Genomic DNA, 25,716 nt, shown 5'->3' on the forward strand with positions numbered 1-25,716 from the left:
GCGCTCAACGGTGCGAGCCCGCCCGGCCGAGCACCGCCCAGCCGTGCACCAGCAGCACCGCCGCGACCGCTCCGCCGCCCAGCAGGACGGCCGACGGCCAGGGGCGGCCCAGGGCCAGCAGCACCGCCGTGGCGGCGGGCCCGGCCGCGGCGCCCAGCGCGGCGGCCGCCGACCGGCCGCAGCGCGCCAGCAGCGCGGGCAGCACCAGCAGCAGGCCCAGCACACCCTGCGCCGCCCACGCGGTGGCGCCGGCCCGCTCGGCGGCCAGTTGCAGCAGCCCGCCGCCGTGGCCGGGCCCGGGCCGCGGGGCGACGACCGCGATCACGGCCAGCGCGGCGTAGGTCAGCACCCCGAGCACCGCCAGGTGCAGCGCCACCGCGACCGGCAGTACCGGCCGCATCCGGGCCCGGAAATCGGCCAGCGTGCGGGCCGCCCCGAGGTGCTCCCGGCCGACCCGCCGGTACCAGCGGGCCGCCCGCTCGGCCGCGCCCGTCGACACCGCGGCGGCCAGCACCAGTGCGGCGGCCAGCGGCCGGTCCGCGCCCGGTGCCGCCAGCGGGAGCAGCAGCAGCGCGGCCAGGCCCAGCCCGTACCCGAGCGCGGCCGGGCGCCACCGGGAGCCGGCCGGCCCGACCGGCGCGCGCACCGGGCCGAACTCCGCCGGACGGGCCGCTCCGCACGGCGGCGGGCCGGACCCGGCCGGGGGCGGCGCGGTCAGCGCGGGCAGCAGCACCAGCGGGACGGCGGCGGGTAGCAGCACCGGCCAGCCGGCGCCCAGCGCCACCACCCCGGCGCAGGGCAGCACGGCCAGCACGGCCGCGGCCGGCGCCGCCCGTCGGGCGTCCCCGCCCGGCCGCTCGCCGGCTGGCTCCGGCCCCGGCGGCCGCCGGGGCACCCGCGCGTACAGCTCCTCGGCCAGCGAGAACAGGTCGGCGTGCCGGCAGCGCGCGGCGGCCTCCGGGCCGAGCCCGGCCTCCTCCAGCCCGGCGGCGATATCCAGCGGGTCGACGGCGCGCTCGCACAGCTCCCGGTACTCGGCCATCACCTCGCGCACCGGGTCGGCGCTGGAACCGCCGACCGCCGAGCCGGGCATCAGACGGCCTCCACGAGGGCCGGCCCGGCGGGTCTCGCCGGCTCGGGCAGCACCTCGGCGGGGGGTGTACGGGCGGCGAGTCGCCCGTGCCTGTCCTCGGGAGCCCCCGAGTCCTCGCCCTCGGCCTCCGGGTCGGCCTGGTCGGCCCGCTCAACCCACCCATCCTGCCCGTCCCGGCCGTCCTGCCCGTCCCGGCCGTTCCGCCCATCCTGGCCGCGCGGACCGTCGGCGAGCCAGTACTCGGCGGGGCGGGCGAACGGGCGCGGTGCGCGGCCGCCCTCGCCGGCGCCGCCGCCCTCGGGGAAGGCGGGGTACTGCGAGACCAGCTCCAGGTAGATCTCCCGGAAGGCGCCGATCACCGGCTCGACGGCGAAGCGTTCCTGCGCCCGCAGCCGTCCCGCCAGGCCGAGCCGGGAGCGCCGCTCCTCGTCGCGCAGCAGGGCCAGGCAGGCCCCGGCCAGGGCGCGCGGGTCGCGGGCGGGCACCAGCAGTCCGGTCGGGCCGACCACCTCGCGGGCCACCCCGACGTCGGTCGCGACCACCGCGCGGCCGCTGAGCATGGCGTCGGCGAGCAACCGGGGGCTGCGCTGGGAGAGCGCGGAGAAGACGGCGAGGGTGCCCCCCTGCCAGGCCTCGGCGAGCGAGCCGGGCCGCCCGGCGAAGTCCACCGCCCCGGCCACCCCGAGCCGCTCGGCGACCGCCGCGCAGTGCGCGAGGTAGCCGGGGGCCGCCTCGTCGCCGTGCACCACGAGGCGCGCCGCGGGCAGTTCGGCGCGGACCCCGGCGAAGGCGTGCAGCATGAGTTCGGTGTCGCGCCCGGGCTCCAGCGCGCCCGCCCAGACCAGGGTCGGCCGCGCGGGCTCCGCTCCGGCCGCCGGGCGGTCCACGTCCGGGATGCCCTCGTACACCACCCGGGTGCGCGCCGGATCGGCCCCGCAGCGGCGCTGCCACTGCTGGTCGTGGGCGCTGCCCGGGGTGAGTATCGCGGCCTGCCGGTAGGTCTCCTCGGTGAGCGCCCGGAAGAAGGACAGCAGCAGCGCCCGGACCGGCGTCGAAGGCTGGGGGAGGTACGGCGCCCCGCGGTAGCCGAGGTACTGCTCGCGCAGGTGCAGGCCGTGCTCGGTGACCACGAACGGCACCCCGTGCAGGTGCCGGGCGACCAGGGCGGGGAGCGCGGCCGGGCCGCCGCCGACCACGTGGCACAGGTCGGCGCCGCCGAGGCCGCCGGGTCCGGTGCCGTACCACGGCGCGGACAGCGGGCGCAGGCACTGCTCCAGCAGGTCGGCGGCGACCAGGACGTCGCAGACCAGCGGCTGTCCGGCCGAGGTGTCCGCGCCGGGCAGCCGCCAGGTCCGCTCCAGGACGCCCCGGGCGTGGGCGGAGGCGAGGAAGGCGGGCAGCGCGCCCCCGTCCTCCCGGGCCAGCCCGGCCAGCCGGTACAGCCCGGCCCCGAAGCCGGCCCGCTCCCCCGGCAGCACCAGGGCCCGAACCAGTTCCTCGTACGCCCGGGCGTACTGGCCTCTGCGCAGCGCCCCGGGGGCCCGGCCGCGCGGGCTGCGGGCCCACAGCGCCAGGTGGTGGACGCCCCGCCAGACGGGCGAGAGCCGCCAGACGGGCCCCGGGCCGGGCGGGCCGGACAGCAGGTAGAGCTCGAACCCGTGCTCCGGCAGGCCTTCGGCCAGCCGCTCGCACCAGGCTCCGGCGCCACGGTGCGGATGCGGACGGGCACCCTCGGTGAGCAGGGCGACGCGCACGGGAGACCTCCTCTGGTTGCTACCCCTCCGAGGGGCTACCGGAGCCGCGGGGCCGTACGCCGGGACCCATGCTGTTGCCCGCCACCCACCGAGTGGTCCGGTGCCTGCGGCTCTCCCCCACACCTGTTCGGTCCGGCAGCAGAACGGTAGGACCGGCCTCCGGTCACCCATCGCTCACATGCCTGCGTGCCACCTGAACGAGTGAACCGCCGTGACCTCGCCCGGAACCAGGGCGTTAGCGGGCGCTATACGGCGGGCCCCGCCCGCCCCGGGCCGCCGGACGGCCCCTCAGCGGGCGGTGGCCGCGATCAGCTCGCGCACGGCCCGGGCGACCGCGTCAGGGTGCTCCAACATCGCCACGTGCCCGGACTCCGGCAGCACCAGCAGCCGGGCGTCGGCGAAGGCCGCGCAGGCCCGGCGGGCGGAGCGGTAGGCGACCAGCTTGTCGCGCAGCCCGTACACCAGCAGCACCGGCGCGGCCACCTGCTCGGCCTGGCGCCACAGCGCCTGGTCGCCGCGCTCGGTGTACGCGGAGACGATCCCGCGGGCCGAACCGACCAGGGCCGTCATGGCGTGCGGCAGCTCCATCCGGCGCCGGTACTCGGCCACCGCCTCGGCCCGGGCTACCGGGCTCAGGCCGGCCGGGTCGCCGTAGACCAGGCGCAGCAGGTCCTCGGTGGCCGCCTCGGCGTCGCGTCGGCCGCCGGGCAGCCGGCGCAGCAGTGCGGGCACGCCGGGCAGGGCGAGCAGGCCGGTGGACCAGGCGGAGCGCTGCGGGGGCAGTTCGGGCAGGGCGGGCGAGACCAGGGTGAGGGAGCGGACGAGGTCGGGGCGCAGCGCGGCGAGGCGGACGGCGACGGCGCCGCCGAGCGAGTTGCCGAACAGGTGGACCGGGCCCCGGCCCGAGGCCTCCAGGTAGCCGATGACGGCGCGGACGTGGCCGGAGAGGCCGAGGTTGCCGTCGGTGGGCGGCTCTGAGCGGCCGAAGCCGGGCAGGTCGACGGCCTCCCCGTCGACGAGGCCGGAGAGCCGGTCCATCAGGGCGGTCCAGTTGGCGGCCGAGCCGCCGAGTCCGTGCACGAAGAGCCCGGGCTCCCGCCCGTCGGCGCCGCCGGCTGCAATCTGGGGCGCCTCGGCAGGCCGGTGCACCGCGAGCACCGCGCCGGGGACCTCGACCGTACGTACCTGCTGCTCAGCGCTGCTCATGGTGGACGATGGTAGTGAGCCCCTGGCCGGGGGCGGCGGGGGGTGGTGCGGCTGTCCCATCCCTCGTCACACCACTGCCGAGGCCGAGGTCAGCGCCGTATTGTGGGCTCCTGACAAGGGGATCGGGCACCTTTTCTCGCCTTCGCCGAACGCGGGCGCGGTTACCGAAAAGTAGAATCGGCCCTCTTGCCAGCCCCGAAACAAGCCCGAAGTGAGGAGCGCCGTGACGGCCATCCAGGAGGCGCAGGAGCGCCCGCGCGGTGCCCGCCTGCCGCGAAGCGCCCGCCGTGAACAACTGCTCGGTGCCGCCCAGGAGGTGTTCGTCGCGCAGGGCTACCACGCGGCCGCCATGGACGACATCGCCGACCGCGCCGGGGTGAGCAAGCCGGTGCTGTACCAGCACTTCCCCGGGAAGCTGGAGCTCTACCTGGCGCTGCTGGACAAGCACTGCGACGCCCTGGTCGAGTCGACCCGCGAGGCGCTGGGCACGACCACCGACAACAAGCTGCGGGTGGCCGCGACGATGGAGGCGTACTTCAACTACGTCTCCAGCGAGTCGGGCGCCTTCCGGCTGGTGTTCGAGTCGGACCTGACGAACGAGCCGGCCGTGCGCGAGCGGGTGGAGCGGGCCTCCGAGGCGAGCGCGACGCTGGTCAGCAAGGTGATCCAGGAGGACACCGACCTGCCGGAGGCGGAGTCCAAGCTGCTGGCCGCCGGGGTCTGCGGCCTGGCCCAGATCACCGCCCGCTACTGGCTGTCGCAGGGCCGGGAGATCCCGCGCGACGAGGCGGTGCGGCTGGTCGCCAGTCTGGCCTGGCGGGGCCTGAAGGGCTTCCCGATGCACCCGGGCGACGCCGCCGCGGAGGGTTCCGCCCAGCGCTGACGATCCACTGACCTTCGCCGGAGCGGTGATCCGGTGCTCTATGGTGAAGCCGTACGGCGCGGTCGCCGCGAACGCTTGTTCCAGGCGGTCCGGTGCCCGCGCGTGGAGGCTGCAACCCCGGAGGGACGGAAGCCGTGGAGGTCAAGATCGGCGTGCAGAACGCGCCGCGCGAGATCGTGATCGAGAGCTCGCAGACTGCCGATGAGGTCGAGAGCGCGGTCGCGAAGGCGCTGGAGGGCTCCACCAAGCTCTTCTCGCTCACCGACGAGCACGGCCGCCGCGTCATCGTCCCGGCCGAGCGCCTGGCGTACGTGGAGATCGGCGAGCAGGCCGCCCGCAAGGTCGGTTTCGGCACCCTCTGAGGCGCCGCCGCTCATCCTTCGGTGCCCCGTCCCCTTCCGGGAGCGGGGCACCGTCGTGTGTACGGGCGGATCGGCCGGGGTACGGCGACAGGGACGGCACCGGTGCCGTACGTCCGCCCCCGGGAGGCCCCGCCTTGCTGGTCGAATCGATCGTCTTCGCGCTGATCGGCCTGGTCGCGGCCGCGGCCGCCCTGCTGGGCCTGCCGGCGTACTTCCGGGCCTCCCGCCGGACGGTGGCGGGGACGGCGCTGGCGGCGGCGCTGCTCGGCGGGGCGGTCGCGCACTTCTGCCTGAACGGGCGCTACCCGGTGGTCGCGGTGGCGTTCTCGGCGCTGGCCGCGGGCGTGCTCACCTCGCTGCTGGCCCGGCCGGACCTCGCCGCCGGGCGCGCCCCGGCGCACCGGCACCGCCCGCACCGGGCCGGCGCCCACCGCACGCCGCGGCGGCACCGGCCGGCCTGAGGCCCGTGCCACCGGCCGGCCTGAGGCCCTGCCGCTGCCGAAGGCCCGTCGCCCAGGAGGCCGTCGCTCTGAAGGCCGTCGCTCTGAAGGCCGTCGCTCAGGAAGCCAGGCCGAGGGCGGCCATCCGCTTGGTGTGCGCCTCGGTGATCCGGTTGAACATCTTGCCGACCTCGACCAGGTCGAAGCCCTGCACGTGGACGCCGCCGACCAGCAGGTTGGACAGCGCGTCCCGCTCGGCGACGACCCGCTGGGCCTGGCTGAGCGCCTCGCCCATCAACCGCCGGCCCCACAGGGCGAGCCGGCCGCCGGCCCGCGGGTCGGCCTCGATGGCCTGGCGGACCTTGTCGACGGCGAACTGGCCGTGACCGGTGTCCGACATGACGCCGAGGACCAGCTCGCGGGTGTCGTCGTCCAGCCGGACGGCCACCTCGCGGTAGAAGTCGGTCGCGATGGCGTCGCCGACGTAGGCCTTGACCAGGCCCTCCAGCCAGTCCGAGGGTGCCGTCATCCGGTGGAACAGCTCCAGCGGCTCGACGAAGGGGCGCATCGCCTCCTGCGGGTCGGCTCCGATCTCGGCGAGCCGGTCGTGCAGCCGCTGGTAGTGCTGGAACTCGGCGGAGGCCATCCGGGCCAGGGCCGCCTTGTCGGCGAGGTCGGGCGCCAGCTTGGCGTCCTCGGCGAGCCGCTCGAAGGCGCTCAGCTCGCCGTACGCGAGCGCGCCGAGCAGATCCAGCACCGCCGCGCGGTAGCCCGGCTCGGCCGAGCACGTGGCCCAGTCGCCGATCGAGCCGGCGCCGTCCTGCGTCTCACCATGGGTCTCCATGACCCGCCACCTTAGTCCCGCCCGGCCACCGGCCCCACCACCCGGCGCGACCGGGTGACCTGCCGGATCGGCCGGTCGCGGGCCGGTCGCCGGGGGCGGTGTCAGACGCGTCACGTGTTCGAGTCGTCGCCTGACTGTATGGTGGTACGGAGCCCCGTCGTGTTCGCACGGTGTCGCCGCCGTCTCGGTGACCCGCACGAGCCCGCTCCGTAGCGGCGCCGTCCCCCTCGGACGTGTCCGCACCGGAGGCACGGGTACTCACGTACGCGGATGCCCGGTCGGAGAGCCGATCGGCTCCGACCATGGCTTGGACTTCAAGCCTTGGCACCGCATCAGTGGCCGAGCGAGGGCCGCCGAGACCACGCCCACCTGGCGCAGGTCCCGCGCAGGTCCCTCACGGGAACCCTCCCCGACGCCGCCGGCGACGCGCCCCGCCATCGGGCCGCGCGCACCGGCCGGCCGCAGGGACCGGCGCGGTTGTGCGTCCGCGCAGCTGTAATCGGGGCCGCCCAGGCCCGTACGCAGCCGCGCGGCTGCCCGCCCGCCGCTCGCTCTCGGCCCCTCCGAAAACGGAAGAGGCAGCACCCTGTCCACCACCGCTGAAACCATCAAGACGACCTTCCGGGAACTGGGGATCCTCCCGGAGACCGCCGAGGCACTCGAATCCGTCGGCATCGTCCATCCCTTCCCGATCCAGGAGATGACCCTCCCGGTCGCGCTGACCGGCCACGACGTCATCGGCCAGGCCAAGACCGGCACCGGCAAGACCCTCGGCTTCGGCCTCCCGCTGATCGAGCGGGTCACCGTGCGCGCCGACGTGGACGCCGGCCGGGCCACCGAGGAGCAGCTCTCCGACTTCCCGCAGGCGCTGATCGTCGTCCCGACCCGCGAGCTCTGCACCCAGGTCACCAACGACCTGCAGACCGCCGGCAAGGTCCGCAACGTCCGCGTGCTCGCGGTCTACGGCGGCCGGGCGTACGAGCCGCAGGTCGAGGCGCTCACCAAGGGCGTCGACATCGTGGTCGGCACCCCGGGCCGCCTGCTGGACCTGGCCGGGCAGAAGAAGCTGAACCTGTCCAAGGTCCGCGCGCTGGTCCTGGACGAGGCCGACGAGATGCTCGACCTGGGCTTCCTGCCCGACGTCGAGAAGATCATCACCATGCTGCCGGCCAAGCGGCAGACCCTGCTGTTCTCGGCCACCATGCCGGGCCAGGTCATCAGCCTCGCCCGCCGGTACATGAGCCAGCCGACCCACATCCGGGCCACCGCCCCGGACGACACCGGCACGACCGTCGCCAACATCGAGCAGCACATCTTCCGTGCGCACTCGCTGGACAAGGTCGAGATGGTCTCGCGCATCCTGCAGGCCGACGGCCGCGGGCTGGCGATGATCTTCTGCCGCACCAAGCGCACCGCCGCCGACGTCTCCGACCAGCTGACCCAGCGCGGGTTCGCGGCCGGCGCCGTCCACGGCGACCTCGGCCAGGGCGCCCGCGAGCAGGCGCTGCGCGCCTTCCGCAACGGCAAGGTCGACGTGCTGGTCTGCACCGACGTGGCCGCCCGCGGCATCGACGTCGAGGGCGTCACCCACGTCATCAACTACCAGTGCCCCGAGGACGAGAAGACCTACCTGCACCGGATCGGCCGCACCGGCCGGGCCGGCGCCTCCGGTACCGCCGTCACCCTGGTCGACTGGGACGACATCCCGCGCTGGCAGCTGATCAACAAGGCGCTGGACCTGCCGTTCAACGAGCCGGAGGAGACCTACTCCACCTCGGCGCACCTGTACGAGCTGCTGAAGATCGCACCGGGCACCAAGGGTGTGCTGCCGCGCTCGGAGCGCACCCGGGCCGGGCTCGGCGCCGAGGAGATCGAGGACCTCGGCGAGACCGGCGGACGGGGCTCCCGCTCCGCTCGCGGCGCCCGTGGTGGGCGCGGCGGCTCGGGCCGCCCGGCCGTCGAGGCCCCGGCGGCGGAGGAGAAGCCGCGCCGCACCCGTGAGCGCCGCCGCACCCGCCGTGGTGCGGAGGTCGCCGAGGGCGCGGCCGCCGTGACCGCCGCGGTGACCGAGGCGGCCCCGGCCGTCGAGGGTGCCGAGGGCGACAGCGCTCCGCGCCGCCGTCGCCGCCGCTCGCGCGGTGGTGCCGCAGTGGGCGAGACCGCCGCGGTGGCGGCCGAGGCCGTGGCGGCGGAGGCCGTGGTCGAGGCCGCCGCGGTCGTCGAGGCCGCCGTGGTCGCGGCGGAGCCGGTGGCCGAGGAGAAGCCGCGCCGGACCCGCACCCGCAAGCCCAAGGCGGAGGCCCCGGCGGAGGCCGTCGAGGCGGCCGCGGTCGTCGAGGCTCCCGTCGAGGCCCCGGCCGAGAAGAAGGCCACCCGGACCCGCACCCGCAAGCCCAAGGCGGAGGCCCCGGCGGAGGCCGTCGAGGCGACCGCCGTGGCCGAGGCTCCCGCCGAGGCCCCGGCCGAGAAGAAGGCCACGCGCACCCGGACCCGCAAGCCCAAGGCCGAGGCTGTCGAGGCCGCCGCGGCGACCGAGGCCCCGGCCGAGGAGAAGCCGGCCACCCGGACCCGCACCCGCAAGCCCAAGGCCGTCGCCGAGGCCGCCCCGGAGGCCCCGGCCGCCGAGGCGCCGGCCGCCGAGGTGCCGGCCCCGCGCAAGCGCACCCGCGCCCGCAAGGCCGCGGCCACCCCGGAGGCCACTCCGGAGGGCTGACACACCCCACCCCCGAGGGGGCGGACCGGGCCACCCGAGCCCGGCCCGCCCCCTCGGGCGTTCCCGCCCCGGTCGCGCCACTGGGCTGCGACGCACCCGCGACACGCCCCCGGCAGGGGCGTCCCGGCTGGTGGGGCGCGGTGCCGGGACGGCATAGGCTCGGGGCGTCGCCTGTCGCGGGAGGGAAGCCGTCCATGAGTACTCCGCCGTTCCTGACCCTGCCCGAGTGCGCCCGGGCGGAGCGCGTGGTGACGGCGCGCGGCGAGTTCGCGGCCTTGCGGGCGGAGCCGGCCGGGCCGGTGCGCGGCTCGGCACTGCTGGTGCCGGGGTTCACGGGCAGCAAGGAGGACTTCATCGCGCTGCTCGAACCGCTGGCGGCCGCCGGGTACCGGGTGACGGCGGTGGACCAGCGGGGCCAGTACGAGACCGGCGGGCCGGACGACGCCGCGGCGTACACCGTCGACGCGCTGGGCGCCGACGTCCGGGCGCTGACCGACGTGCTGGCGCAGGACGGGCCGCTGCACCTGCTGGGCCACTCCTTCGGCGGCCAGGTGGTCCGGGAGGCGGTTCTCGCGGCGGCCGCCGAGGGCCCGCTGCCGTGGCGTTCGCTGACCCTGATGGCCACCGGCCCGGGCCCGATCGACCCGGCCGAGGCGGCCCGGACGAAGCTGCTGCTGGACGTCCTGCCGGTGATGAGCCTGGAGGAGATCTGGCAGGTGATGCGGCAGATGGACGAGAGCGGAGGGGAGCCGAAGCCCGTCCTGGAGCCGGCCGTCGCGCAGTTCCTGCACCGCCGGTGGGTGGCCAACGTGCCGCGCGCGCTGGCCGTCACCGGCGGGCACCTGGTGGCCGCGCCGGACCGGGTGGACGAGCTGGCCGCGGCGACGGCCGGGACGCTGCCGGTGCTGGTGCTGTCCGGAGAGCGGGACTACGCCTGGCCGGTGACGGAGCAGAGCGGGATGGCGGAGCGGCTGGGTGCCCGCCGGGTGGTCGTCGCGGCCGCGGGCCACTCCCCCAACGCCGAGCAGCCGGCCGCCACGGCCCGGGCGCTGGCCTCGTTCTGGGCCTGAGCCGCGTCGCCGGGCGGCAGCCCCGGCGGAGTGGTCTCTACCACTTTCGGCAGTCCGACCGGTCCCGGCACGGGACAAAATTCGTTAGTTACGGTAATCTTTGATTCTGTCCGGGAATCATCGCCGGCCCGCGCACGGGCACCGATCAGCCGAAACCTGGACGTTACGGACGGGCAACGGCCCAGTAGCACCGCCACGACACCGTGGTTCACGAGGCATTGGACGCACCAGGCAAGCAGGGGGAGCCCTTGCCGCAGCAGACCGCCGCACGTACGACCCGCCCGGTCCGGCTCCAGCGCCGGATCCGCAAGACCCCGAAAGGGCTGATACCCACTCAGCCGCAACCGCCCCGCACGCCGGGGCCCGGAAAGGAGACGCCCATGACCAAGCCCATGCGCTTCGAGATCCTCCGACTGGACGACGCCGACGGCTCCGCGACCGACCGCGTGATCGCCGACGCCGAGACCGTCCGCGAGTTCGTCCAGGACGCCGCCCGCACCGGCGAACGCCTGCTCATCCGCCCGTGCCCGACCGTCTGACCCAGCGCGGCGCCTCCGACCGGGAGGCCTCACCCGCCGCCGACGAGCCGGACGCGTCCGATCCGGACGTACCGATACCCGACTGACGCCCCGTCACCGCGATCGCCGATGACGGGGCGTCAGTGCGTCCGCCCCGGGCCCCGACCCGACCCCCGGGACGTTTGCCGCCACCCGCCACGGGACATCCCCCAACGGGAACCGCCGCCCGCGCCGCACCCCGCCCGCACCGGCAGGGCGTCCAGCACCGGCAGGTGCCGCCGAGCCGTCCGTACGGGTGATCGTCCTTGACGCGGCGGTCCGGAGGGAGGAGCGTTGTCGGCTATGAGGGGCGAGCCAAGCTGCCCGAGGTGCGCCGGTCGGGTCCGCGCCCCCGGTCTTTTTTCGGACACCTGGCAGTGCGACCGGCACGGAGCCGTGCACCCGATGCAGCCCGTGCTGCCCCCGAGTGTGGAAGCCCTGGGTGTCGCCGTCGCCCGCTCGCAGGTCCCCGTCTGGCTGCCCTGGCCGCTCCCGGTCGGCTGGCTCTACACCGGCATCGCCCACGTCGGCGACGACGTCTCGGGCGCCCGGGCCACCGCCGTCGCGTGCTCCGGGCCCGCGCCGCTCGGCGGCTTCGGCGAACTGGTGCTGGTCGCCGAGGAGCTCGGGGTCGGGCTCGGCGCCCGGTACTCCGGACTCCCGGGGCCGGACCCGGGCGACTCGGTCGGCCTGTACAAGCCCGCCGACGCCAAGCTGATGGCCGCCGGGCGGCCCACCCCGATGTTCCACGTCCCCGACGCCCCGGCCGACCGCGCGGTGTTCGTCGGCGAGGCCCGCGGGCTCTGGCTCTGGGCGGTCGCCTGGCCCGAGCAGTCCGCCCTGGTGATGTACGACGAACTGGTGCTCACCGACCTGCGCGAGGCCGGCGCCGAACTGGACCTGCTGCCCTGCGGGGCGCTCTCCCCCCGGCTGCTGGGCTGACCGCGGGACGACCGGACGGCCTATCCTGGGCGGCACCCACGAGCTTCCAGGAGTCCGCCCCGTGCGCATCGACCTGCACGCCCACAGCAACGCCTCCGACGGCACGGACAGCCCGGCCGAGCTGGTCGCGGCGGCGGTCGCCGCCGGCCTCGACGTGGTCGCGCTGACCGACCACGACACCGTCGCCGGCCACGCCGAGGCCGCCGACGCGGTGCGCGCGCTGGCGGACCGCGCCCGGCTGACCGTCGTTCCGGGTGCCGAGCTGTCCTGCGTGGTGGACGACGTCAGCATGCACCTGCTGGCGTACCTGTTCGACCCGGAGGAGCCGGAGTTCGCGCGCGAACGCGAGCTGGTGCGCACCGACCGGTTCCGGCGCGGCCGGGCGGTCGTCGAGCGCTGCCGGGAGCTCGGGGCGGACATCAGCTGGGAGCAGGTGCAGCGGATCGCCGGGGCCGGCTCGGTCGGGCGCCCGCACGTCGCCAGCGCGCTGGTCGAGGCGGGCGTGGTCTCCACCGTCTCGGACGCCTTCACCCCGGACTGGCTGGCCAACGGGGGCCGGGCGGACGTCCGCAAGCACGAGACCGACCCGGTGGAGGCGGTCCGGCTGGTCCGGGCGGCCGGCGGGGTGCCGGTGTTCGCCCACCCCGGCGCGGTCAAGCGCGGCCGGACGGTCCCGGACCAGGTGATCGCCGACCTCGCGGCGGCCGGGCTGGCCGCGCTGGAGGTGGACCACACCGACCACGACGAGGAGACCAGGAAGCGGCTGCGCGGTCTGGCGGGCGAACTCGGCCTGCTGGTCACCGGCTCCAGCGACTACCACGGCGGCCGCAAGACCGTCCGGCTCGGCGAGCACACCACCGACCCGGAGGTGTACGAGGCGCTGCTGGCCCAGGCCACCGGGGCGAAGCCAATCGCGCGCTGACGGCGTGTGAGGCCGCGCTCCGGCGTACCGGAGCGCGGCGAGGGCGTGCGGGCGAAGCTGTACGCCCCACCTCGGACGGGCCCCAGGGGGTCAGTCGAGCTTGACGCCCCGCCGCCGCGGGTCGCGCAGGTCGGTGCCCTGGTCCAGCCAGCGCTCCTGGAGCGCGGCCGCGCCGTGCACCCGCTTCCACCCCGCCTCGTTGGGCGTCATCGGCAGCAACGGCAGGAAGCGCACCGGCTCGGCGGGCTCGGCCAGTTCCAGGTCCTCGACCAGGCCGCCCGGTTCGGCGGCCAGCACCGAGGTGAAGGGGGCGCCCTCCCACAGCGGGGCGCCGAGGTCCAGCGAACCGCCCGGGGCCACCACCAGTCCCTCGACCTGCGGGGTCGCGGCGAAGGTGGCGAGGCTGCGCAGCACGCCGTCGCGTCCGCCGCGCACCGTCAGCACCAGTTCGGCGCGCGGTCCGCGCAGCTGGTCGGCGACCAGCGCGGTCGGGTCGGCCATCGGGGCCGCGGACATCCCGAGCGTCGCGTAGCGGACCAGGCCCTCGGCGTCCGGGCCGAAGCGCAGCACCTCGATCCGGTCGGTGCCGAGGAAGGTGACGGCGGCGCGTCCGCTCGGCTCGCCGAAGGTGGTGGTCAGCCGGGCCTCGACGGCGGCCAGCACCGCCTCCCGGGAGAGTTCCGGAGAGCTGCCGCCGTGGGGGTCGCCGAAGGACGGGAAGTCGTGCGCCATGCCGGTGAGCGTAACCCGCGCGGTCCCCGCGTCCACGCGGGGGCGTACGGGCGAAGCGCGGGGGCGTACGGGCAAAGGTCCGGGAAACCCGTGGGCACCGATGCTCGGTCAGATGTTAGGGTGAGCGACTGGCCACCGGGATCGTTCGTCCCGGGGCGGCGGCGCGAAGGAGGTGGTTGCGGTGGATACCGGCCGACCATGCAGTACCGGCAGCTCTGCCCGGCCCCGACTTCCCCGCATTCCACACCCCGCAGGCCTCGGCGGCTGATCCAGCCGTAGTGGCCCGGGGCGGCTCGGCGGCGGACGGACCGGCCGGGAGAGCACCCCTCATCCCCTTCACCGGTGTTACGCGCCGTCGCACCACGGCCCTGCCCCGCGGCCCTTCCGCGCCGCCGTGCGACGGCTCCTTCCCAGGGAGCCTGCCATGTCGATGATCAACAGCCTGCGTGCCGCCGTCCGCACCAACCGCCGCCGGGGTGCCACCGGGGCGTACGACGCCGTGCCGGAAGGCAGCGGCTCGGCGGTCGTGGACTGCGCGGTGTACCAGCACGGCCGGCGCAACGGGGAGATCTGCAGCCCGCGCGAGGCCGCTCGACGCGTCAAGGCGGCCCACCAACTCCCGGACAGCGAGGGGTCGTTCAGCTGGATCGGGCTGCACGAGCCGACCGAGGCCGAGTTCGAGGGCATCGCCCAGCGCTTCGGCCTGCACCCGCTCGCGGTGGAGGACGCGGTGCACGCGCACCAGCGGCCCAAGGTGGAGCGCTACGACGACGTCCTGTTCGCCGTCTTCAAGACCATCCGCTACGTCGAGCACGACCAACTCACGCCCACCAGCGAGGTGGTGGAGACCGGCGAGCTGATGGTCTTCGCCGGGCGGGACTTCGTGATCACCGTGCGGCACGGCGGCCACGGCTCGCTGCAGGAGCTGCGGCACCGGCTGGAGGCGGACGCGGACGAGGCCGGGCTGCTCGCCAAGGGCCCGGCCGCGGTGCTGCACGCGATCGCCGACCACGTGGTGGACAACTACCTGCTGGTCGCCGAGCGGCTGCAGAACGACGTGGACGAGATCGAGTACGGCGTCTTCTCGGCCAAGGGCGCGCGCAGCGCGGACGTCGGCCGGGTGTACCAACTCAAGCGCGAGGTGCTGGAGTTCAAGCGCGCGGTGGTCCCGCTGCTGCGTCCGATGCAGCAGCTGTCCGAGCCGCTGCAGCGGCTGGTGGACCCGGACATGCAGAAGTACTTCCGGGACGTCGCCGACCACCTGGCCCGGGTCACCGAGCAGGTGCACGGCTTCGACGAGCTGCTGAACTCGCTGCTGCAGGCGAACCTGGCGCAGGTGTCGGTGGCGCAGAACGAGGACATGCGCAAGATCACCGCCTGGGCGGCGATCTTCGCGGTGCCGACCATGATCACCGGCGTGTACGGCATGAACTTCGACTACATGCCCGAGCTGCACCACGCTTACGGCTACCCGATGGTGCTCGGCGCGATCGCGCTGATCTGTGTCGGGATGTACCGGGGCTTCCGCCGCAACGGCTGGCTGTAGCCGGCCGCCGCCTGCGCCACCCGCGCCCGGCTACCGGCGCCCGCCACGGGCGACCAGGACCAGGCCGAGCAGGATCAGCACCACCGCCGGATAGGCGGCCGCCGGGGGCCACTGGCCGAGCCACAGGGCGGCGATCAGGGCCGCGCCCGGGGTCTCCAGCAGGATCGCGGTGGAGGTGATCGACGGGCCGAGGTTGCGCACCACCCGGTTGCTCAGCGAGTGTCCGAGCAGCTGCGCGGTGACCATCAGCAGCACGATCTGCCACCAGGCCCCGGCCGACCAGCCGGACAGCCGCGTCCCGGTGGCCAGGCAGATCACCAGCAGGCCGACCGCCGTCGTGGTGTAGCAGACCAGGGTGTAGGCGGTGGTGCTGACGCTCCTGCGGACCTCGGCGCCCAGCAGCACGTACCCGGCCGCGGCCAGGCCAGCGGCGAGGGCGAGGGCGTCTCCGACCAGCGCGCGCGGGGACATCGAGAGGTCCACGCCGGTCAGCACCAGCACGCCGGCGAAGGCGACGACCGTGCCGAGCCAGACCGTCCGCGGCGCGCGGACGCCGAACAGCCGCATCAGCAGGATCGTCCACAGCGGCGTGGTGGTGACCAGGGCGGTGGCGGAGGCGACCGAGGTCATCCGCAGGCTGGGCATCCAGAGCGCGAAGTGCACCGCGAGCAGCGCCCCGGCGGCGACCGCGAGCAGCAGCGCCCGCCGGCCGATCCCGCGCAGTTCGGCCCGGTGGCGCAGCAGCGCGTACGGGCCGAGGGCGCCGACCGACATGACGTTGCGCCAGAAGGCGATCGCCAGTGCGGGCGCGGCGGTGGCGGAGATCAGCGGGCCGGACAAGGAGATGCCGCCGATCGAGACGGCGAGCAGCAGCAGGTCGAGGGTGGGGAGCGGCTGCGCGGGCCGCGAGTCGGCGGCGCTGGCGGGGGCGGGGGCGGGGGCGGTCGCGGGCCGGGCGGCGGGCACGGCGCTCCTTCGCTGGTCGCGGGGATGGGCGAACATAAGGTAAGGCCCGTGGCCCGCCAATGGAACTGTCTCCCGGAGGCTGAGACATCCGCCGGGGCTCCGACGGAGGTCCGTCCGGCGCCCGGCGGACCTCCGCGGACATCCGCCCGACGGACGGGGGCCGGAAGCCCGTACGCTGTGCGCCATGGACCGCAACTCCGCCGCCACGCCCGCCGACGACTTCCTCGACCAGGCCCTGCTGGAGGAGGCCGCGAAGAAGTCCGGCCTGCTGTGGGTGCGCGCGGACGGCGAGTCCCAGGCCCGCCCGCTGTGGCACGCCTGGCACGACGGTGCGGTGGTGGTGGTCGGCGGGGGCGCCGAGCAGCCGCTGCACGGCCTGACCGCGGGCGCCGGGGCCCTGGTCACCGTGCGCAGCAAGGACAAGGGCGGCCGGCTGACCGGCTGGAACGCCGAGGTCGTCGAGCTGGCGCCGAACGGCGAGGCCTGGCTGGGCGCCGTCGAGGAGCTCAAGGGCAAGCGGCTGAACGCACCCGACACCGACGCGATCGCCGAGCGCTGGGCGCGCGAGTGCCGGGTCCTGCGGCTGCAGCCGGCCGGTGCGCTGACCGAGCGTCCGGGCGCGATGCCGGACGGCTCGCACGCCGCCCGGCCGATGCCCACTCCGGCCACCACCCGCCGGCCGGTCCCGGCCGGGCTGCCCAAACTGCTCTTCAAGCGCCGCTAAAGGTTCACGCCCGGGGCGCCTGCGGCCGCTAACGTGCCCCACCGGGCCGTGCGTACCCCGCGCGGGTAGCCTTGGCCGAACGTGCGCCCCGGCGCGCGCCGGACGGAGTCGAGCGAGTCGAGGGAGTTCATGGCAGGGCCAGGCACCCGGGTCTTCATCTCCCATCTCTCCGCCATCGCGGTCTTCGACCCGAACGGTGACCAGGTCGGGCGGGTCCGGGACGTGGTCATCTCGCTGCGCCTGGGCGGCCACCCGCCGCGGGTGCTCGGCCTGGTGGTCGAGGTCGTCGCCCGGCGCCGGATCTTCCTGCCGATGACCAGGGTGACCAGCCTGGAGTCCGGCCAGGTGCTCACCACCGGCCTGATCAACCTGCGCCGCTTCGAGCAGCGCCCCTCCGAGACCCTGGTGCTGGCCGAGCTGCTGGACCGCACCGTCACCTGGTCCAAGACCGGGGAGGAGGTCACCGTGCTGGACGTCGGCATGGTGCAGACCCGGCTGCGCGAGTGGGAGGTCAACAAGGTCTTCGTCCAGGTCGGTCGGGCCTCCCGGCTGCGCAAGGGCAAGGGCGAGCGGCTCACCCTGGACTGGCAGGACGTCACCGGCTTCGCGCTGCCCGAGCAGGACCAGGGCGCGGCCAACCTGCTCGCCACCTTCGAACAGCTGCGCCCGGCCGACCTCGCCAGCGTGATGCACCACCTGTCCGCCAAGCGCCGCGCCGAGGTGGCCGCCGCGCTGCCCGACGAGCGGCTCGCGGACGTCCTGGAGGAGCTGCCCGAGGACGACCAGGTCGAGATCATCGGCAAGCTCCAGGAGGAGCGGGCGGCGGACGTCCTGGAGGCGATGGACCCGGACGACGCCGCCGACCTGCTCTCCGAGCTGCCCGGCGACGAGGCCGAACGGCTGCTCGGGCTGATGGAGCCCGAGGAGGCCGCGCCGGTCCGCCGCCTGCTGTCCTACGAGGAGGACACCGCCGGCGGTCTGATGACCACCGAGCCGATCGTCCTGGAGCCGGACGCCACGGTCGCCGAGGCGCTGGCCCGGATCCGGATCCGCGACCACAAGCCCGCGCTGGCCGCCCAGGTGTACGTCTGCCGGCCGCCGAACGAGACCCCGACCGGCAAGTACCTGGGCACGGTGCACTTCCAGCGGCTGCTGCGCGAGCCCCCGTACGTCCTGGTCGGCGAGCTGGTGGACGACGACCTGGACGCGCTGCCGCCGGACACCCCGCTGTCGCTGGTCACCAGCTACCTTGCGACGTACAACCTGGTGGCCGCACCGGTCGTGGACGAGGCCGACCACCTGCTCGGCGCGGTGACCGTCGACGACGTGCTCGACCACCTGCTGCCCGACGACTGGCGCGACGCCGCGCTGCACGACGGGGACGAGGACGGAGAGGAGCCGCACGGTGGACAGTGACCGCAACGCACGGCCGAGCGACTCCGCGCGCCGGCGCCTGCAGGGTGAGCTGCGCGAGCTGCGCCAGCTGCGCGAACTGCGCACCCGCGAGCGCGGCGGCAGCCGGGACCGCCTGGAGACCTCCCCCATCACCGGCTCCAACCGCATCCGGCTCGACCAGCCGCGCACCGCCCGCCCCGGCCTGCTCACCCTGCCCTCCTACGACCCCGAGGCCTTCGGCGTGCTGTCGGAGCGGATCGCCCGCTTCCTCGGCACCGGGCGGTTCATCGTCTGGATGACGGTGTTCGTCGTCGTCTGGATAGGGTGGAACACCCTGCTGCCGCCCGGCGTGCGCTTCGACGAGTACCCGTTCATCTTCCTGACGCTGGCGCTGTCGCTGCAGGCCTCGTACGCGGCGCCGCTGATCCTGCTGGCGCAGAACCGGCAGGACAACCGGGACCGGGTCAACATGGAGCAGGACCGGGCCCGCAGCGACCGCAACATCGCCGACACCGAGTACCTGGCCCGCGAGGTCGCGGCCCTGCGGCACGGGCTCGGCGAGGTGGCGACCCGCGACTTCATCCGCTCCGAGCTGCAGTCGCTGCTCAAGGAGATCGACGAACGACGCGACGCCGCCGGGTCCTTGTGACCGGCGGCACGCTACCGGCCGGTTAAGCGGTTCGCCCGGCGCCGTACCATCAAGGCATGGCCAACGAGACAGAGGTCGCGGCCGGCGTCACGGAGGACTCCGTACGCCAGGCGCTGGCGACCGTCAACGACCCGGAGATCAACCGCCCGATCACCGAGATCGGCATGGTGAAATCGGTCGAGATCGCCGAGGACGGCGCGGTGCGCGTCGCGGTCTACCTGACCGTCTCCGGCTGTCCGATGCGCGACACCATCGTCACCCGGGTCCGCGAGGCGGTCGGCAGGGTCGCCGGTGTGACCGGCGTCGAGGTCGAACTCGACGTGATGAGCGACGAACAGCGCAAGGAGCTCTCCCAGCTGCTGCGCGGCGGCGCCCCCGAGCGGGAGATCCCGTTCGCCAAGCCGGGCACGCTGACCCGGGTCTACGCCGTCGCCTCCGGCAAGGGCGGTGTCGGCAAGTCCTCGGTGACGGTCAACCTGGCCGCCGCCATGGCCGCGGACGGGCTGAAGGTCGCCGTCGTGGACGCCGACATCTACGGCCACAGCGTGCCCCGCATGCTGGGCGTCGAGGGCCGGCCCACCCAGGTCCAGGACATGATCATGCCGCCGCAGGCGAACGGCGTGAAGGTCATCTCGATCGGCATGTTCACCCCGGGCAACGCCCCGGTGGTCTGGCGCGGCCCGATGCTGCACCGCGCGCTCCAGCAGTTCCTCGCCGACGTGTGGTGGGGCGACCTGGACGTGCTGCTGCTGGACCTGCCGCCCGGCACCGGCGACATCGCGATCTCGGTGGCGCAGCTGGTACCCAACGCGGAGATCCTGATCGTCACCACCCCGCAGATGGCCGCCGCCGAGGTGGCCGAGCGGGCCGGCACCATCGCGGTGCAGACCCACCAGAAGATCGTCGGCGTGATCGAGAACATGTCCGGCATGCCGTGCCCGCACTGCGACGAGATGATCGACGTGTTCGGCACCGGCGGCGGCCAGACCGTCGCCGACGCGCTGACCCGCACCGTAGGCGCGACCGTGCCGGTGCTCGGCTCGATCCCGATCGACGTCCGGCTGCGCGAGGGCGGCGACGACGGCCGCCCGGTCGTGCTCGCCGCCCCGGACTCCCCGGCCGGCGCCGCCCTGCGCGCCGTGGCCGGCAAGCTCGGCGGCCGCCAGCGCGGGCTGTCGGGGATGTCGCTCGGACTGACGCCCAAGAACAAGTTCTGACCGCACGCGCCCCGGGCCGAAGGGGCGCGCCGGTGCCGAAGGGGAGAAGCGACCGGCGCGGAACGGGCGCCGGAGCGACGACCGTCGGCACCGGGCCGGGAGCGCCCCGGAGACGAGCGGGCGGGTAGCGGCCGAGGGGCCGGGTGGTGACCACCCGGCCCCTCGGTGCGTCCGCAGGCGGGAGGGCGGGTCCGACGGTTCCCGCCGGGCGTGCGACGCGAATCGTCCGGCACGCCCTACGGCCGGGTGTAGCCGCCCAGGTCCGGGACGGTGGAGAAGCCGATGCCGTAGGCACTGACACCCCGGCCGAAGGCACCGAGCAGCACGCCGGGGGCCTCGCCCGCGAGCACCCAGCCGTACTCGGACTCGCGGTAGCGGAAGGGCTGCGGCAGGCCGTTGACCGGCAGGCTCAGGGTGGACCAGCCGGGGCCGGCCAGGTCGTCCGCGAGGTCCCACGCGAGGGCGCTCTGCTGCTCCAGCCAGTCCTGGCGCAGCGTCCGGTCCAGCTGGCCGGGCCAGGTCGCGGCGAGCAGGCCGGAGCCGGCCAGCCAGGCGGCGGAGGAGGCGGAGGTCGCCTCCAGGGTGCCGGTGTTGTCGGCGCTGCGGCGGCTGTCCCTGCGGGCCACGGTGACCACGACGGCGAACTTCCGCACGTCGCGCGGCTCGAACTGCTTGGCCGGCTCGTCGCCGTGGCCGAGGGTCCCGTAGTCGACGCCGCCCGCCCCGGCGCGGCGGCCGCCGACGCCGGCCTGCATCAGGAAGCGGCGGCCGGTCCAGCCCTCGTCCAGGCCGTACCAGGGGAAGTCGGCGGACAGGTAGGGCAGCAGCGGGTCCGCCGGGCCGGCCTGCCCGCCGACCACCGGGCCGCCGGCCGTGGCCGTCGCCCCTCCCGCCTGACTCGTCGCGTCCATCCCCGGGCCTCCTCAAACGCACGTGTGCCTGCCGTGGCGCGCTCCCATGGTGGCGCACCTCGGCGTTCCCGGGGGCCGTTCCTGATCCGCGCGGACGCGGATGTGACGGACGGCTCAGCGGGAACAATCAGCACAATAGCGGCGCACGCGCCGCCGCCCCGCTCAGCCGGGCGGCCGGGCGGGGCGGTGGCGCCGGGTGCGCACCCGGTGCGCTCAGGTGGCGTCGGGGTCGAACGGGGGCCGCTCGCCGGGCTGCAGGGGGGCGCCGGCGGAGGCGGGCGCCGGGGCACCCTTGTCGAAACTCACGCTGCCCGCACGGCCGTTCACCGGCGCCGCGGGCTTGTCGTCCAGGACGGAGCGGATGTCGAGCGACTCCTTCATGCCCTTCAGGCCCAGCGGGTCCTGCTCGTCGCCCATCAGCTGCTTGCGGACGAAGGTCTTGGGGTTGAGGTCCTCGAACTCGAAGTCCTTGAACTCCGGGCCCAGCTCGCTGCGGATGTCCTCCTTCGCGTTGTCGGCGAAGGAGCGGATCTTCCGGATGAAACCCATCGTGTCCTGGATCAGCTTCGGCAGCTTGTCGGGGCCGAAGATGATGATCGCCATCACGATCAGGGTCAGGATCTCCAGCCCACCTACGTCGCTGAACAACCTCTGCTCCCTAGCTCGTCGGACGACGGTCCCTACAGCGTAATGGCCACCGGCTGGTCCCAGGTCCACGACGGGATGAAGCCGTGGTAAAGACCGGCCGATGGCCCGGGGCGAACGCTGTTCTAGCGGATCTGCTGGCGCAGGGCGGCGATGTTGCCCGGGAAGCGCTCCGGCGACGAGGACGGGTTCGCCTCACGGGTGGCGGCCACCGGGCGGGCCGGGAAGTCCACCGGGACCTGCGCGGTCATCGGGACCAGTCCGGTGCGGCCGCTGCCGCCCACCGGGCTGACCGTGGTGCCGTGCTGCTCCTCGCCCTGGGTGAGCCCGCCGACGCCGCCGAGGGTCACGGCGGCGACCGAGAAGGCGCCCGCGGCGGCGAACACCAGCCGGCGTCCGCGGGCCGCCGAGGGGCGGACGGCGGCCGCGGCGGGCTGCGGCCCGGCCGCGACCTGGGGGCGGGCGGTGCGCCGCCCCATCAGCGGCCGCAGCACCGAACCGCGGCCGAAGGCGCGCGGGTCGACCCCGGGCACCGGGGAGTCCGCGCCGAGCGCGCCCGCGCCGAAGGAGGCGCCGGCGCCGCGGCCGAAGGAACCGCCGGTGAGCCGGCTGCCGCCGAAGGTCCCGGCGGAGGGGACTCCGCCGCCGGGCAGGTCGTCGTCGTCGCGGCCGCGCCGGGGCGGCCAGCCGGCGTCCGCGGGGGCGTCCTCGGGCAGGTTGCCGACGGCCATCAGCCGGGCCATCAGCGCCGAGGAGGGGCCGGGGGTGTCGGTGCGGGTCAGCAGGTGCTTGACGGACCGGCTCTCGTCGGCCTCGGCCTTGCACTGCGGGCAGGTCGCCAGGTGGGCCAGCACCCGCTCGCGGGAGTCGTGGCCGAGTTCGCCGTCCAGGAAGGACGACAGCCGGTCGCCGAGGTGGTGCTCCTCGGCCGCGGGTTCGGCGGGCCGTACGGGCACCGCGCGCAGTGCCGTGTCGGCGGGCAGCGGGACGGCGGGCAGCACGGGGTCACCGGGTTCGCCACCCGCCGGGTCCCCGGCGCCGCGGCGGCCCGGCAGGGCCCAGCCCCGCCAGGTCGAGGACCGTTCGGACGCATCCGAACGGTCCGGACCGGACCGGCTGGTTCCGCTCACGATCGCCTCCGTCCGCGCCCGCCCGGTGCGGCCGCGACCTCGGCGACGGCGCCCACCGGCACCGGCTCCTCCGAGCCGCCGCGGCGCTCGCGGCCCGGCGCCGAGCCGGGGGCCCGGTGCTTGAGCGCGGCGCGCAGGTGGGAGCGGCCGCGGTGGATGCGGCTGCGGACGGTGCCGAGCTTGACGCCCAGCGTGGCGGCGATCTCCTCGTAGGACAGGCCCTCGATGTCGCAGAGCACCACGGCGGCGCGGAACTCCGGGGCGAGGGTGTCCAGGGCCTGCTGCACGTCGGCGTCGAAGTGGGTGTCGCTGAAGTGCTGGGCCGGGCTGGGCTCGCGGGAGGGGAGCCGCTCGGCCGCGTCCTCGCCGAGCGCGTCGAAGCGGATGCGCTGGCGGCGGCGGACCATGTCCAGGAACAGGTTGGTGGTGATCCGGTGCAGCCAGCCCTCGAACGTGCCGGGGGTGTAGGTCGACAGCGAACGGAACACCCGGACGAAGACCTCCTGGGTGAGGTCCTCGGCGTCGTGCTGGTTGCCCGTCAGACGGTAGGCGAGGCGGTAGACGCGGGCGCTGTGGGCCTCGACGATCTCCGCCCACGAGGGCGGAGTCCAGGTCTGCGCGTCGGGACCCTCGGCGAAGGTCGCGAGGACAGGGGCCTCGGTGGTACCGGCGGCCGGCGTCCCGGCGGCGGGCTGGTCCAGGTCGGAGTGCGCAGGCTGGTTCATCACGGGCTTCGGCGTACGGGCCGACGCGGTGCCGCGGAAGTGCCGCCGCACAGGGACGTCGCCCTCGGCCACACCTCCTCGGTCGGCTCTTCTGCCCAGCAGGGCCACCACCATATCCACCTCACCCGTCAAGCCCGGATAAAAGTGCCCGGGAGGCCTTGTGCACCCGGTCCTGAGTGACAACGGCCCGCCGCCGTACGCGGTTCCCGCCCGGCCAGTAATCTGTGGCAGGAAATATCGACATCCCTCCGCGCCGGGCCGCCGCCCGGGGTTCCGAAAGAGGCAGCCATCAGCGAGTTCGGGCCCGCGCGAGCGGCCCTCGCCGACACCTACGTGGGCGAGGACGCGGTGCTGACCTACGCCCGGGCGCAGTCCGCGCGCACCGGCATACGGGCCATCGGGCCGAGCGGCGGGGCGTGCCTGCGGCTGCTGGCCGCGGCGCTGGACGCCAAGGCGGTGGCCGAGATCGGCACCGGCACCGGGGTGTCCGGGGTCTACCTGCTGCGCGGGATGCGGCCTGACGGCGTGCTCACCACGGTGGACTCGGAGCCGGTGCGCCAGCAGCTGGCCCGCGAGGCCTACCAGGCGGCCGGGTTCGCGGCCAACCGCTCGCGGTTCATACCGGGCCGGGCCCTGGAGGTGCTCCCCCGGCTCGCCGACGGCCAGTACGACCTGGTGTTCTGCGACGGGGATCCGGCCGAGTCGCGCGAGTACCTGCTGGAGTCGCTGCGACTGCTGCGGCCCGGCGGGATGGTCTGCTTCGAGGGGGTCTTCCAGGAGGGCCGCCTCGCCGAACCGGAGCTGCAGGACCCGCAGACCGGCGCGGTACGGGACCTGGTCCGGGACGTGCGGGAGAGCGAGGCGCTGCTGCCCGCGCTGCTCCCGGTCTCGGACGGGCTGCTCTGCGCCGTCAAGCGCTAGGCGCGCCGACCGCGGAGAACGCGCGGGCCCGGGCCGACATGACGTCGTACCCGGGCCCGGCGGTACGTCTCCAGGAGACGACGAGCACCCGCTGCGGTCAGCCGGTGACCTCCATCAGGGCATCGCCCAGGGCTTTGGCCTCGTCAGGCGTGAGCTCCACCACGAGGCGTCCGCCGCCTTCGAGCGGAACGCGCATGATGATGCCCCGCCCCTCTTTGGTGACTTCGAGCGGGCCGTCACCCGTCCGCGGCTTCATGGCCGCCATGCTCGTTCCCCTTCCTGCAACCGCTCAGCTACGCACCGGCAGTCCGTCCACCGCCGGTATCGAACGCATTGATCGGAAGCCATTATCCCGCATGCCACGGCCTGATGACCAACATCACTCTCGGTGCAACCACGGCCGGACCGGCCGCAACCGCCGCAATTGGCGTCATAAGCCCCGGCGTGGCGGTGGTCCCGGGACGGCCGGAAGGTGCGATACCTCACACTCCCCAGGCCGCCCCGCCCTCCGGCATCCTGGCACCACCACCCACGCGACGATCACCGAGGGAGCCCTCGCCCATGTCGGATTCCGTGCTGTACGAGCTGGACGGCGGCCTGGCCGTCATCACCATCAACCGACCGGAGGCGATGAACGCCCTCGACGTCGCCACCAAGGTGGCGCTGCGCGACACCGTGACCGAGGCGGCCGAGGACCCTGGGGTGCGCGCGGTGCTGCTGACCGGCGCGGGCGAGCGGGCCTTCTGCGTCGGGCAGGACCTCAACGAGCACCTGGCGCTGCTGAAGCGCTTCGAGGAGACCGGCGAGGGCGCGCTGGGCACCGTCGCCGAGCACTACAACCCGCTGACCCGCGCGCTGGCCGGGATGCGCAAGCCGACCGTCGCCGCGGTCGGCGGGGTGGCGGCCGGGGCGGGCGCCTCGCTCGCCTTCGCCTGCGACTTCCGGATCCTCTCCGACCGGGCCGGCTTCAACACCGCCTTCACCGGGATCGGCCTGACCGCCGACTCCGGCGCGTCCTGGACGCTGCCCCGGCTGGTCGGGCACGCCAAGGCCACCGAGCTGCTGATGCTGCCCCGGACGGTCAAGGCCGCCGAGGCGATGGAGCTGGGCCTGGCCACCAAGGTCGTGCCGGCCGACGAACTCGCGGCCACCGCACGGGTCTTCGCCCGCGAGCTGGCCGAGGGCCCGACGGTGGCCTACGGCGCCGTCAAGGAGTCGCTGGCGTACGGCGCTTCGCACTCGCTGGACGAACTGCTCGACAAGGAGGACGAGCTGCAGACCCTGGCCGGGCAGAGCGAGGACCACAGGATCGCGGTGCGCGCCTTCATCGCCAAGGAGAAGCCGAAGTACGTCGGGCGCTGACGCCCGG

Annotated in this window: 26 protein-coding genes; 15 read left to right on the forward strand and 11 right to left on the reverse strand. The window is 75.0% G+C overall.

Features of this window, described 5'->3' with window-relative positions; genetic code table 11:
- Window positions 1-4: 4 nt before the first annotated feature.
- From ACFV1W_RS02090 to ACFV1W_RS02100, 3 genes are all read right to left on the reverse strand, one after another.
- The gene (locus tag ACFV1W_RS02090; RefSeq protein WP_380412133.1) at window positions 5-1,093 is read right to left on the reverse strand and encodes a hypothetical protein; all 1,089 of its coding nucleotides are present in this window, start codon (window positions 1,091-1,093) and stop codon (window positions 5-7) included.
- Window positions 1,093-2,847 (reverse strand): DUF3492 domain-containing protein, encoded by a 1,755-nt coding sequence (locus ACFV1W_RS02095; protein ID WP_380412136.1) that lies wholly within the window; start codon window positions 2,845-2,847, stop codon window positions 1,093-1,095. The genes ACFV1W_RS02090 and ACFV1W_RS02095 overlap by 1 nt, the downstream gene beginning before the upstream one ends.
- Window positions 2,848-3,135: 288 nt before the next feature.
- Window positions 3,136-4,053, reverse strand: a complete 918-nt coding sequence (locus tag ACFV1W_RS02100; protein WP_380412138.1) for an alpha/beta fold hydrolase — start codon at window positions 4,051-4,053, stop codon at window positions 3,136-3,138.
- Window positions 4,054-4,276: 223 nt separating this feature from the next.
- On the opposite strand from ACFV1W_RS02100, the gene ACFV1W_RS02105 reads away from it, so the two are divergent.
- The 3 genes from ACFV1W_RS02105 (at window position 4,277) to ACFV1W_RS02115 (ending at window position 5,759) form a co-directional block, all read left to right on the forward strand.
- Window positions 4,277-4,936: a TetR/AcrR family transcriptional regulator gene (locus ACFV1W_RS02105; protein ID WP_380412141.1), complete on the forward strand. Its 660-nt coding sequence runs from the start codon at window positions 4,277-4,279 to the stop codon at window positions 4,934-4,936.
- Window positions 4,937-5,070: 134 nt separating this feature from the next.
- Entirely contained in the window at window positions 5,071-5,298 is a 228-nt protein-coding gene (locus ACFV1W_RS02110; RefSeq protein WP_270144341.1) for a DUF3107 domain-containing protein, read from the forward strand.
- A 134-nt stretch (window positions 5,299-5,432) separates the two neighbouring features.
- On the forward strand, window positions 5,433-5,759 hold the full coding sequence (locus ACFV1W_RS02115) for a hypothetical protein (protein ID WP_380412143.1): 327 nt from the start codon (window positions 5,433-5,435) through the stop codon (window positions 5,757-5,759).
- Between the two features lie 97 nt (window positions 5,760-5,856).
- On the opposite strand, the gene ACFV1W_RS02120 is transcribed toward ACFV1W_RS02115, so the two are convergent.
- Window positions 5,857-6,582 carry a ferritin-like fold-containing protein gene (locus tag ACFV1W_RS02120; RefSeq protein WP_380412146.1) on the reverse strand — a complete coding sequence of 242 codons (726 nt, stop codon included), beginning with the start codon at window positions 6,580-6,582 and terminating at the stop codon, window positions 5,857-5,859.
- A 700-nt stretch (window positions 6,583-7,282) separates the two neighbouring features.
- On the opposite strand from ACFV1W_RS02120, the gene ACFV1W_RS02125 reads away from it, so the two are divergent.
- From ACFV1W_RS02125 to ACFV1W_RS02145, 5 genes are all read left to right on the forward strand, one after another.
- Complete coding sequence (locus ACFV1W_RS02125; RefSeq protein ID WP_380412149.1) at window positions 7,283-9,295, forward strand: DEAD/DEAH box helicase; 2,013 nt, start codon at window positions 7,283-7,285, stop codon at window positions 9,293-9,295.
- 194 nt (window positions 9,296-9,489) lie between these two features.
- A complete protein-coding gene (locus ACFV1W_RS02130) occupies window positions 9,490-10,365 on the forward strand; it encodes an alpha/beta fold hydrolase (RefSeq protein WP_380412151.1) in 876 nt (291 codons plus the stop codon).
- Window positions 10,366-10,745: 380 nt separating this feature from the next.
- Window positions 10,746-10,904 (forward strand): hypothetical protein, encoded by a 159-nt coding sequence (locus ACFV1W_RS02135; protein ID WP_380412455.1) that lies wholly within the window; start codon window positions 10,746-10,748, stop codon window positions 10,902-10,904.
- A gap of 321 nt (window positions 10,905-11,225) precedes the next feature.
- Window positions 11,226-11,864 (forward strand): DUF6758 family protein, encoded by a 639-nt coding sequence (locus ACFV1W_RS02140; RefSeq protein WP_380412154.1) that lies wholly within the window; start codon window positions 11,226-11,228, stop codon window positions 11,862-11,864.
- Window positions 11,865-11,925: 61 nt separating this feature from the next.
- Window positions 11,926-12,786 carry a PHP domain-containing protein gene (locus ACFV1W_RS02145; RefSeq protein ID WP_380412157.1) on the forward strand — a complete coding sequence of 287 codons (861 nt, stop codon included), beginning with the start codon at window positions 11,926-11,928 and terminating at the stop codon, window positions 12,784-12,786.
- A 90-nt stretch (window positions 12,787-12,876) separates the two neighbouring features.
- Here the strand turns inward: ACFV1W_RS02145 and ACFV1W_RS02150 are convergent, their stop codons facing one another.
- Complete coding sequence (locus tag ACFV1W_RS02150) at window positions 12,877-13,518, reverse strand: suppressor of fused domain protein (protein WP_380412159.1); 642 nt, start codon at window positions 13,516-13,518, stop codon at window positions 12,877-12,879.
- A 424-nt stretch (window positions 13,519-13,942) separates the two neighbouring features.
- Between ACFV1W_RS02150 and corA the strand changes: the two genes are divergently transcribed.
- Window positions 13,943-15,064, forward strand: a complete 1,122-nt coding sequence (corA, locus tag ACFV1W_RS02155; RefSeq protein WP_380412162.1) for a magnesium/cobalt transporter CorA — start codon at window positions 13,943-13,945, stop codon at window positions 15,062-15,064.
- Window positions 15,065-15,094: 30 nt separating this feature from the next.
- Here corA and ACFV1W_RS02160 read toward each other — a convergent pair whose 3' ends face one another.
- Window positions 15,095-16,030 carry a DMT family transporter gene (locus tag ACFV1W_RS02160; protein WP_380412165.1) on the reverse strand — a complete coding sequence of 312 codons (936 nt, stop codon included), beginning with the start codon at window positions 16,028-16,030 and terminating at the stop codon, window positions 15,095-15,097.
- Window positions 16,031-16,214: 184 nt separating this feature from the next.
- Between ACFV1W_RS02160 and ACFV1W_RS02165 the strand changes: the two genes are divergently transcribed.
- The 4 genes from ACFV1W_RS02165 (at window position 16,215) to ACFV1W_RS02180 (ending at window position 20,015) form a co-directional block, all read left to right on the forward strand.
- Entirely contained in the window at window positions 16,215-16,754 is a 540-nt protein-coding gene (locus tag ACFV1W_RS02165) for a hypothetical protein (protein WP_380412168.1), read from the forward strand.
- 129 nt (window positions 16,755-16,883) lie between these two features.
- A complete protein-coding gene (locus ACFV1W_RS02170) occupies window positions 16,884-18,170 on the forward strand; it encodes a magnesium transporter MgtE N-terminal domain-containing protein (RefSeq protein ID WP_380412171.1) in 1,287 nt (428 codons plus the stop codon).
- A 37-nt stretch (window positions 18,171-18,207) separates the two neighbouring features.
- Complete coding sequence (locus ACFV1W_RS02175; RefSeq protein ID WP_380412441.1) at window positions 18,208-18,798, forward strand: DUF1003 domain-containing protein; 591 nt, start codon at window positions 18,208-18,210, stop codon at window positions 18,796-18,798.
- A 56-nt stretch (window positions 18,799-18,854) separates the two neighbouring features.
- Window positions 18,855-20,015: an Mrp/NBP35 family ATP-binding protein gene (locus ACFV1W_RS02180; protein ID WP_270144365.1), complete on the forward strand. Its 1,161-nt coding sequence runs from the start codon at window positions 18,855-18,857 to the stop codon at window positions 20,013-20,015.
- 236 nt (window positions 20,016-20,251) lie between these two features.
- Here the strand turns inward: ACFV1W_RS02180 and ACFV1W_RS02185 are convergent, their stop codons facing one another.
- The 4 genes from ACFV1W_RS02185 to sigE form a co-directional block, all read right to left on the reverse strand.
- Entirely contained in the window at window positions 20,252-20,926 is a 675-nt protein-coding gene (locus ACFV1W_RS02185; RefSeq protein WP_380412174.1) for a hypothetical protein, read from the reverse strand.
- Between the two features lie 213 nt (window positions 20,927-21,139).
- Complete coding sequence (locus ACFV1W_RS02190; RefSeq protein ID WP_380412177.1) at window positions 21,140-21,574, reverse strand: sec-independent translocase; 435 nt, start codon at window positions 21,572-21,574, stop codon at window positions 21,140-21,142.
- 122 nt (window positions 21,575-21,696) lie between these two features.
- Window positions 21,697-22,701 (reverse strand): zf-HC2 domain-containing protein, encoded by a 1,005-nt coding sequence (locus ACFV1W_RS02195; RefSeq protein WP_380412180.1) that lies wholly within the window; start codon window positions 22,699-22,701, stop codon window positions 21,697-21,699.
- Window positions 22,698-23,426 (reverse strand): RNA polymerase sigma factor SigE, encoded by a 729-nt coding sequence (gene sigE, locus ACFV1W_RS02200; RefSeq protein ID WP_380412443.1) that lies wholly within the window; start codon window positions 23,424-23,426, stop codon window positions 22,698-22,700. Before sigE ends, ACFV1W_RS02195 begins: the two co-directional genes overlap by 4 nt.
- A gap of 288 nt (window positions 23,427-23,714) precedes the next feature.
- Here sigE and ACFV1W_RS02205 point away from each other — a divergent pair, with 288 nt between their 5' ends.
- Window positions 23,715-24,347: an O-methyltransferase gene (locus ACFV1W_RS02205; protein WP_207809516.1), complete on the forward strand. Its 633-nt coding sequence runs from the start codon at window positions 23,715-23,717 to the stop codon at window positions 24,345-24,347.
- A 97-nt stretch (window positions 24,348-24,444) separates the two neighbouring features.
- On the opposite strand, the gene ACFV1W_RS02210 is transcribed toward ACFV1W_RS02205, so the two are convergent.
- Window positions 24,445-24,612, reverse strand: a complete 168-nt coding sequence (locus tag ACFV1W_RS02210; RefSeq protein WP_070043274.1) for a DUF3117 domain-containing protein — start codon at window positions 24,610-24,612, stop codon at window positions 24,445-24,447.
- A 296-nt stretch (window positions 24,613-24,908) separates the two neighbouring features.
- On the opposite strand from ACFV1W_RS02210, the gene ACFV1W_RS02215 reads away from it, so the two are divergent.
- Window positions 24,909-25,709 (forward strand): enoyl-CoA hydratase-related protein, encoded by an 801-nt coding sequence (locus ACFV1W_RS02215; protein WP_380412183.1) that lies wholly within the window; start codon window positions 24,909-24,911, stop codon window positions 25,707-25,709.
- Window positions 25,710-25,716: the final 7 nt, after the last annotated feature.

This window comes from Kitasatospora sp. NPDC059648 (assembly GCF_042734825.1).
Lineage (GTDB): Bacteria > Actinomycetota > Actinomycetes > Streptomycetales > Streptomycetaceae > Kitasatospora.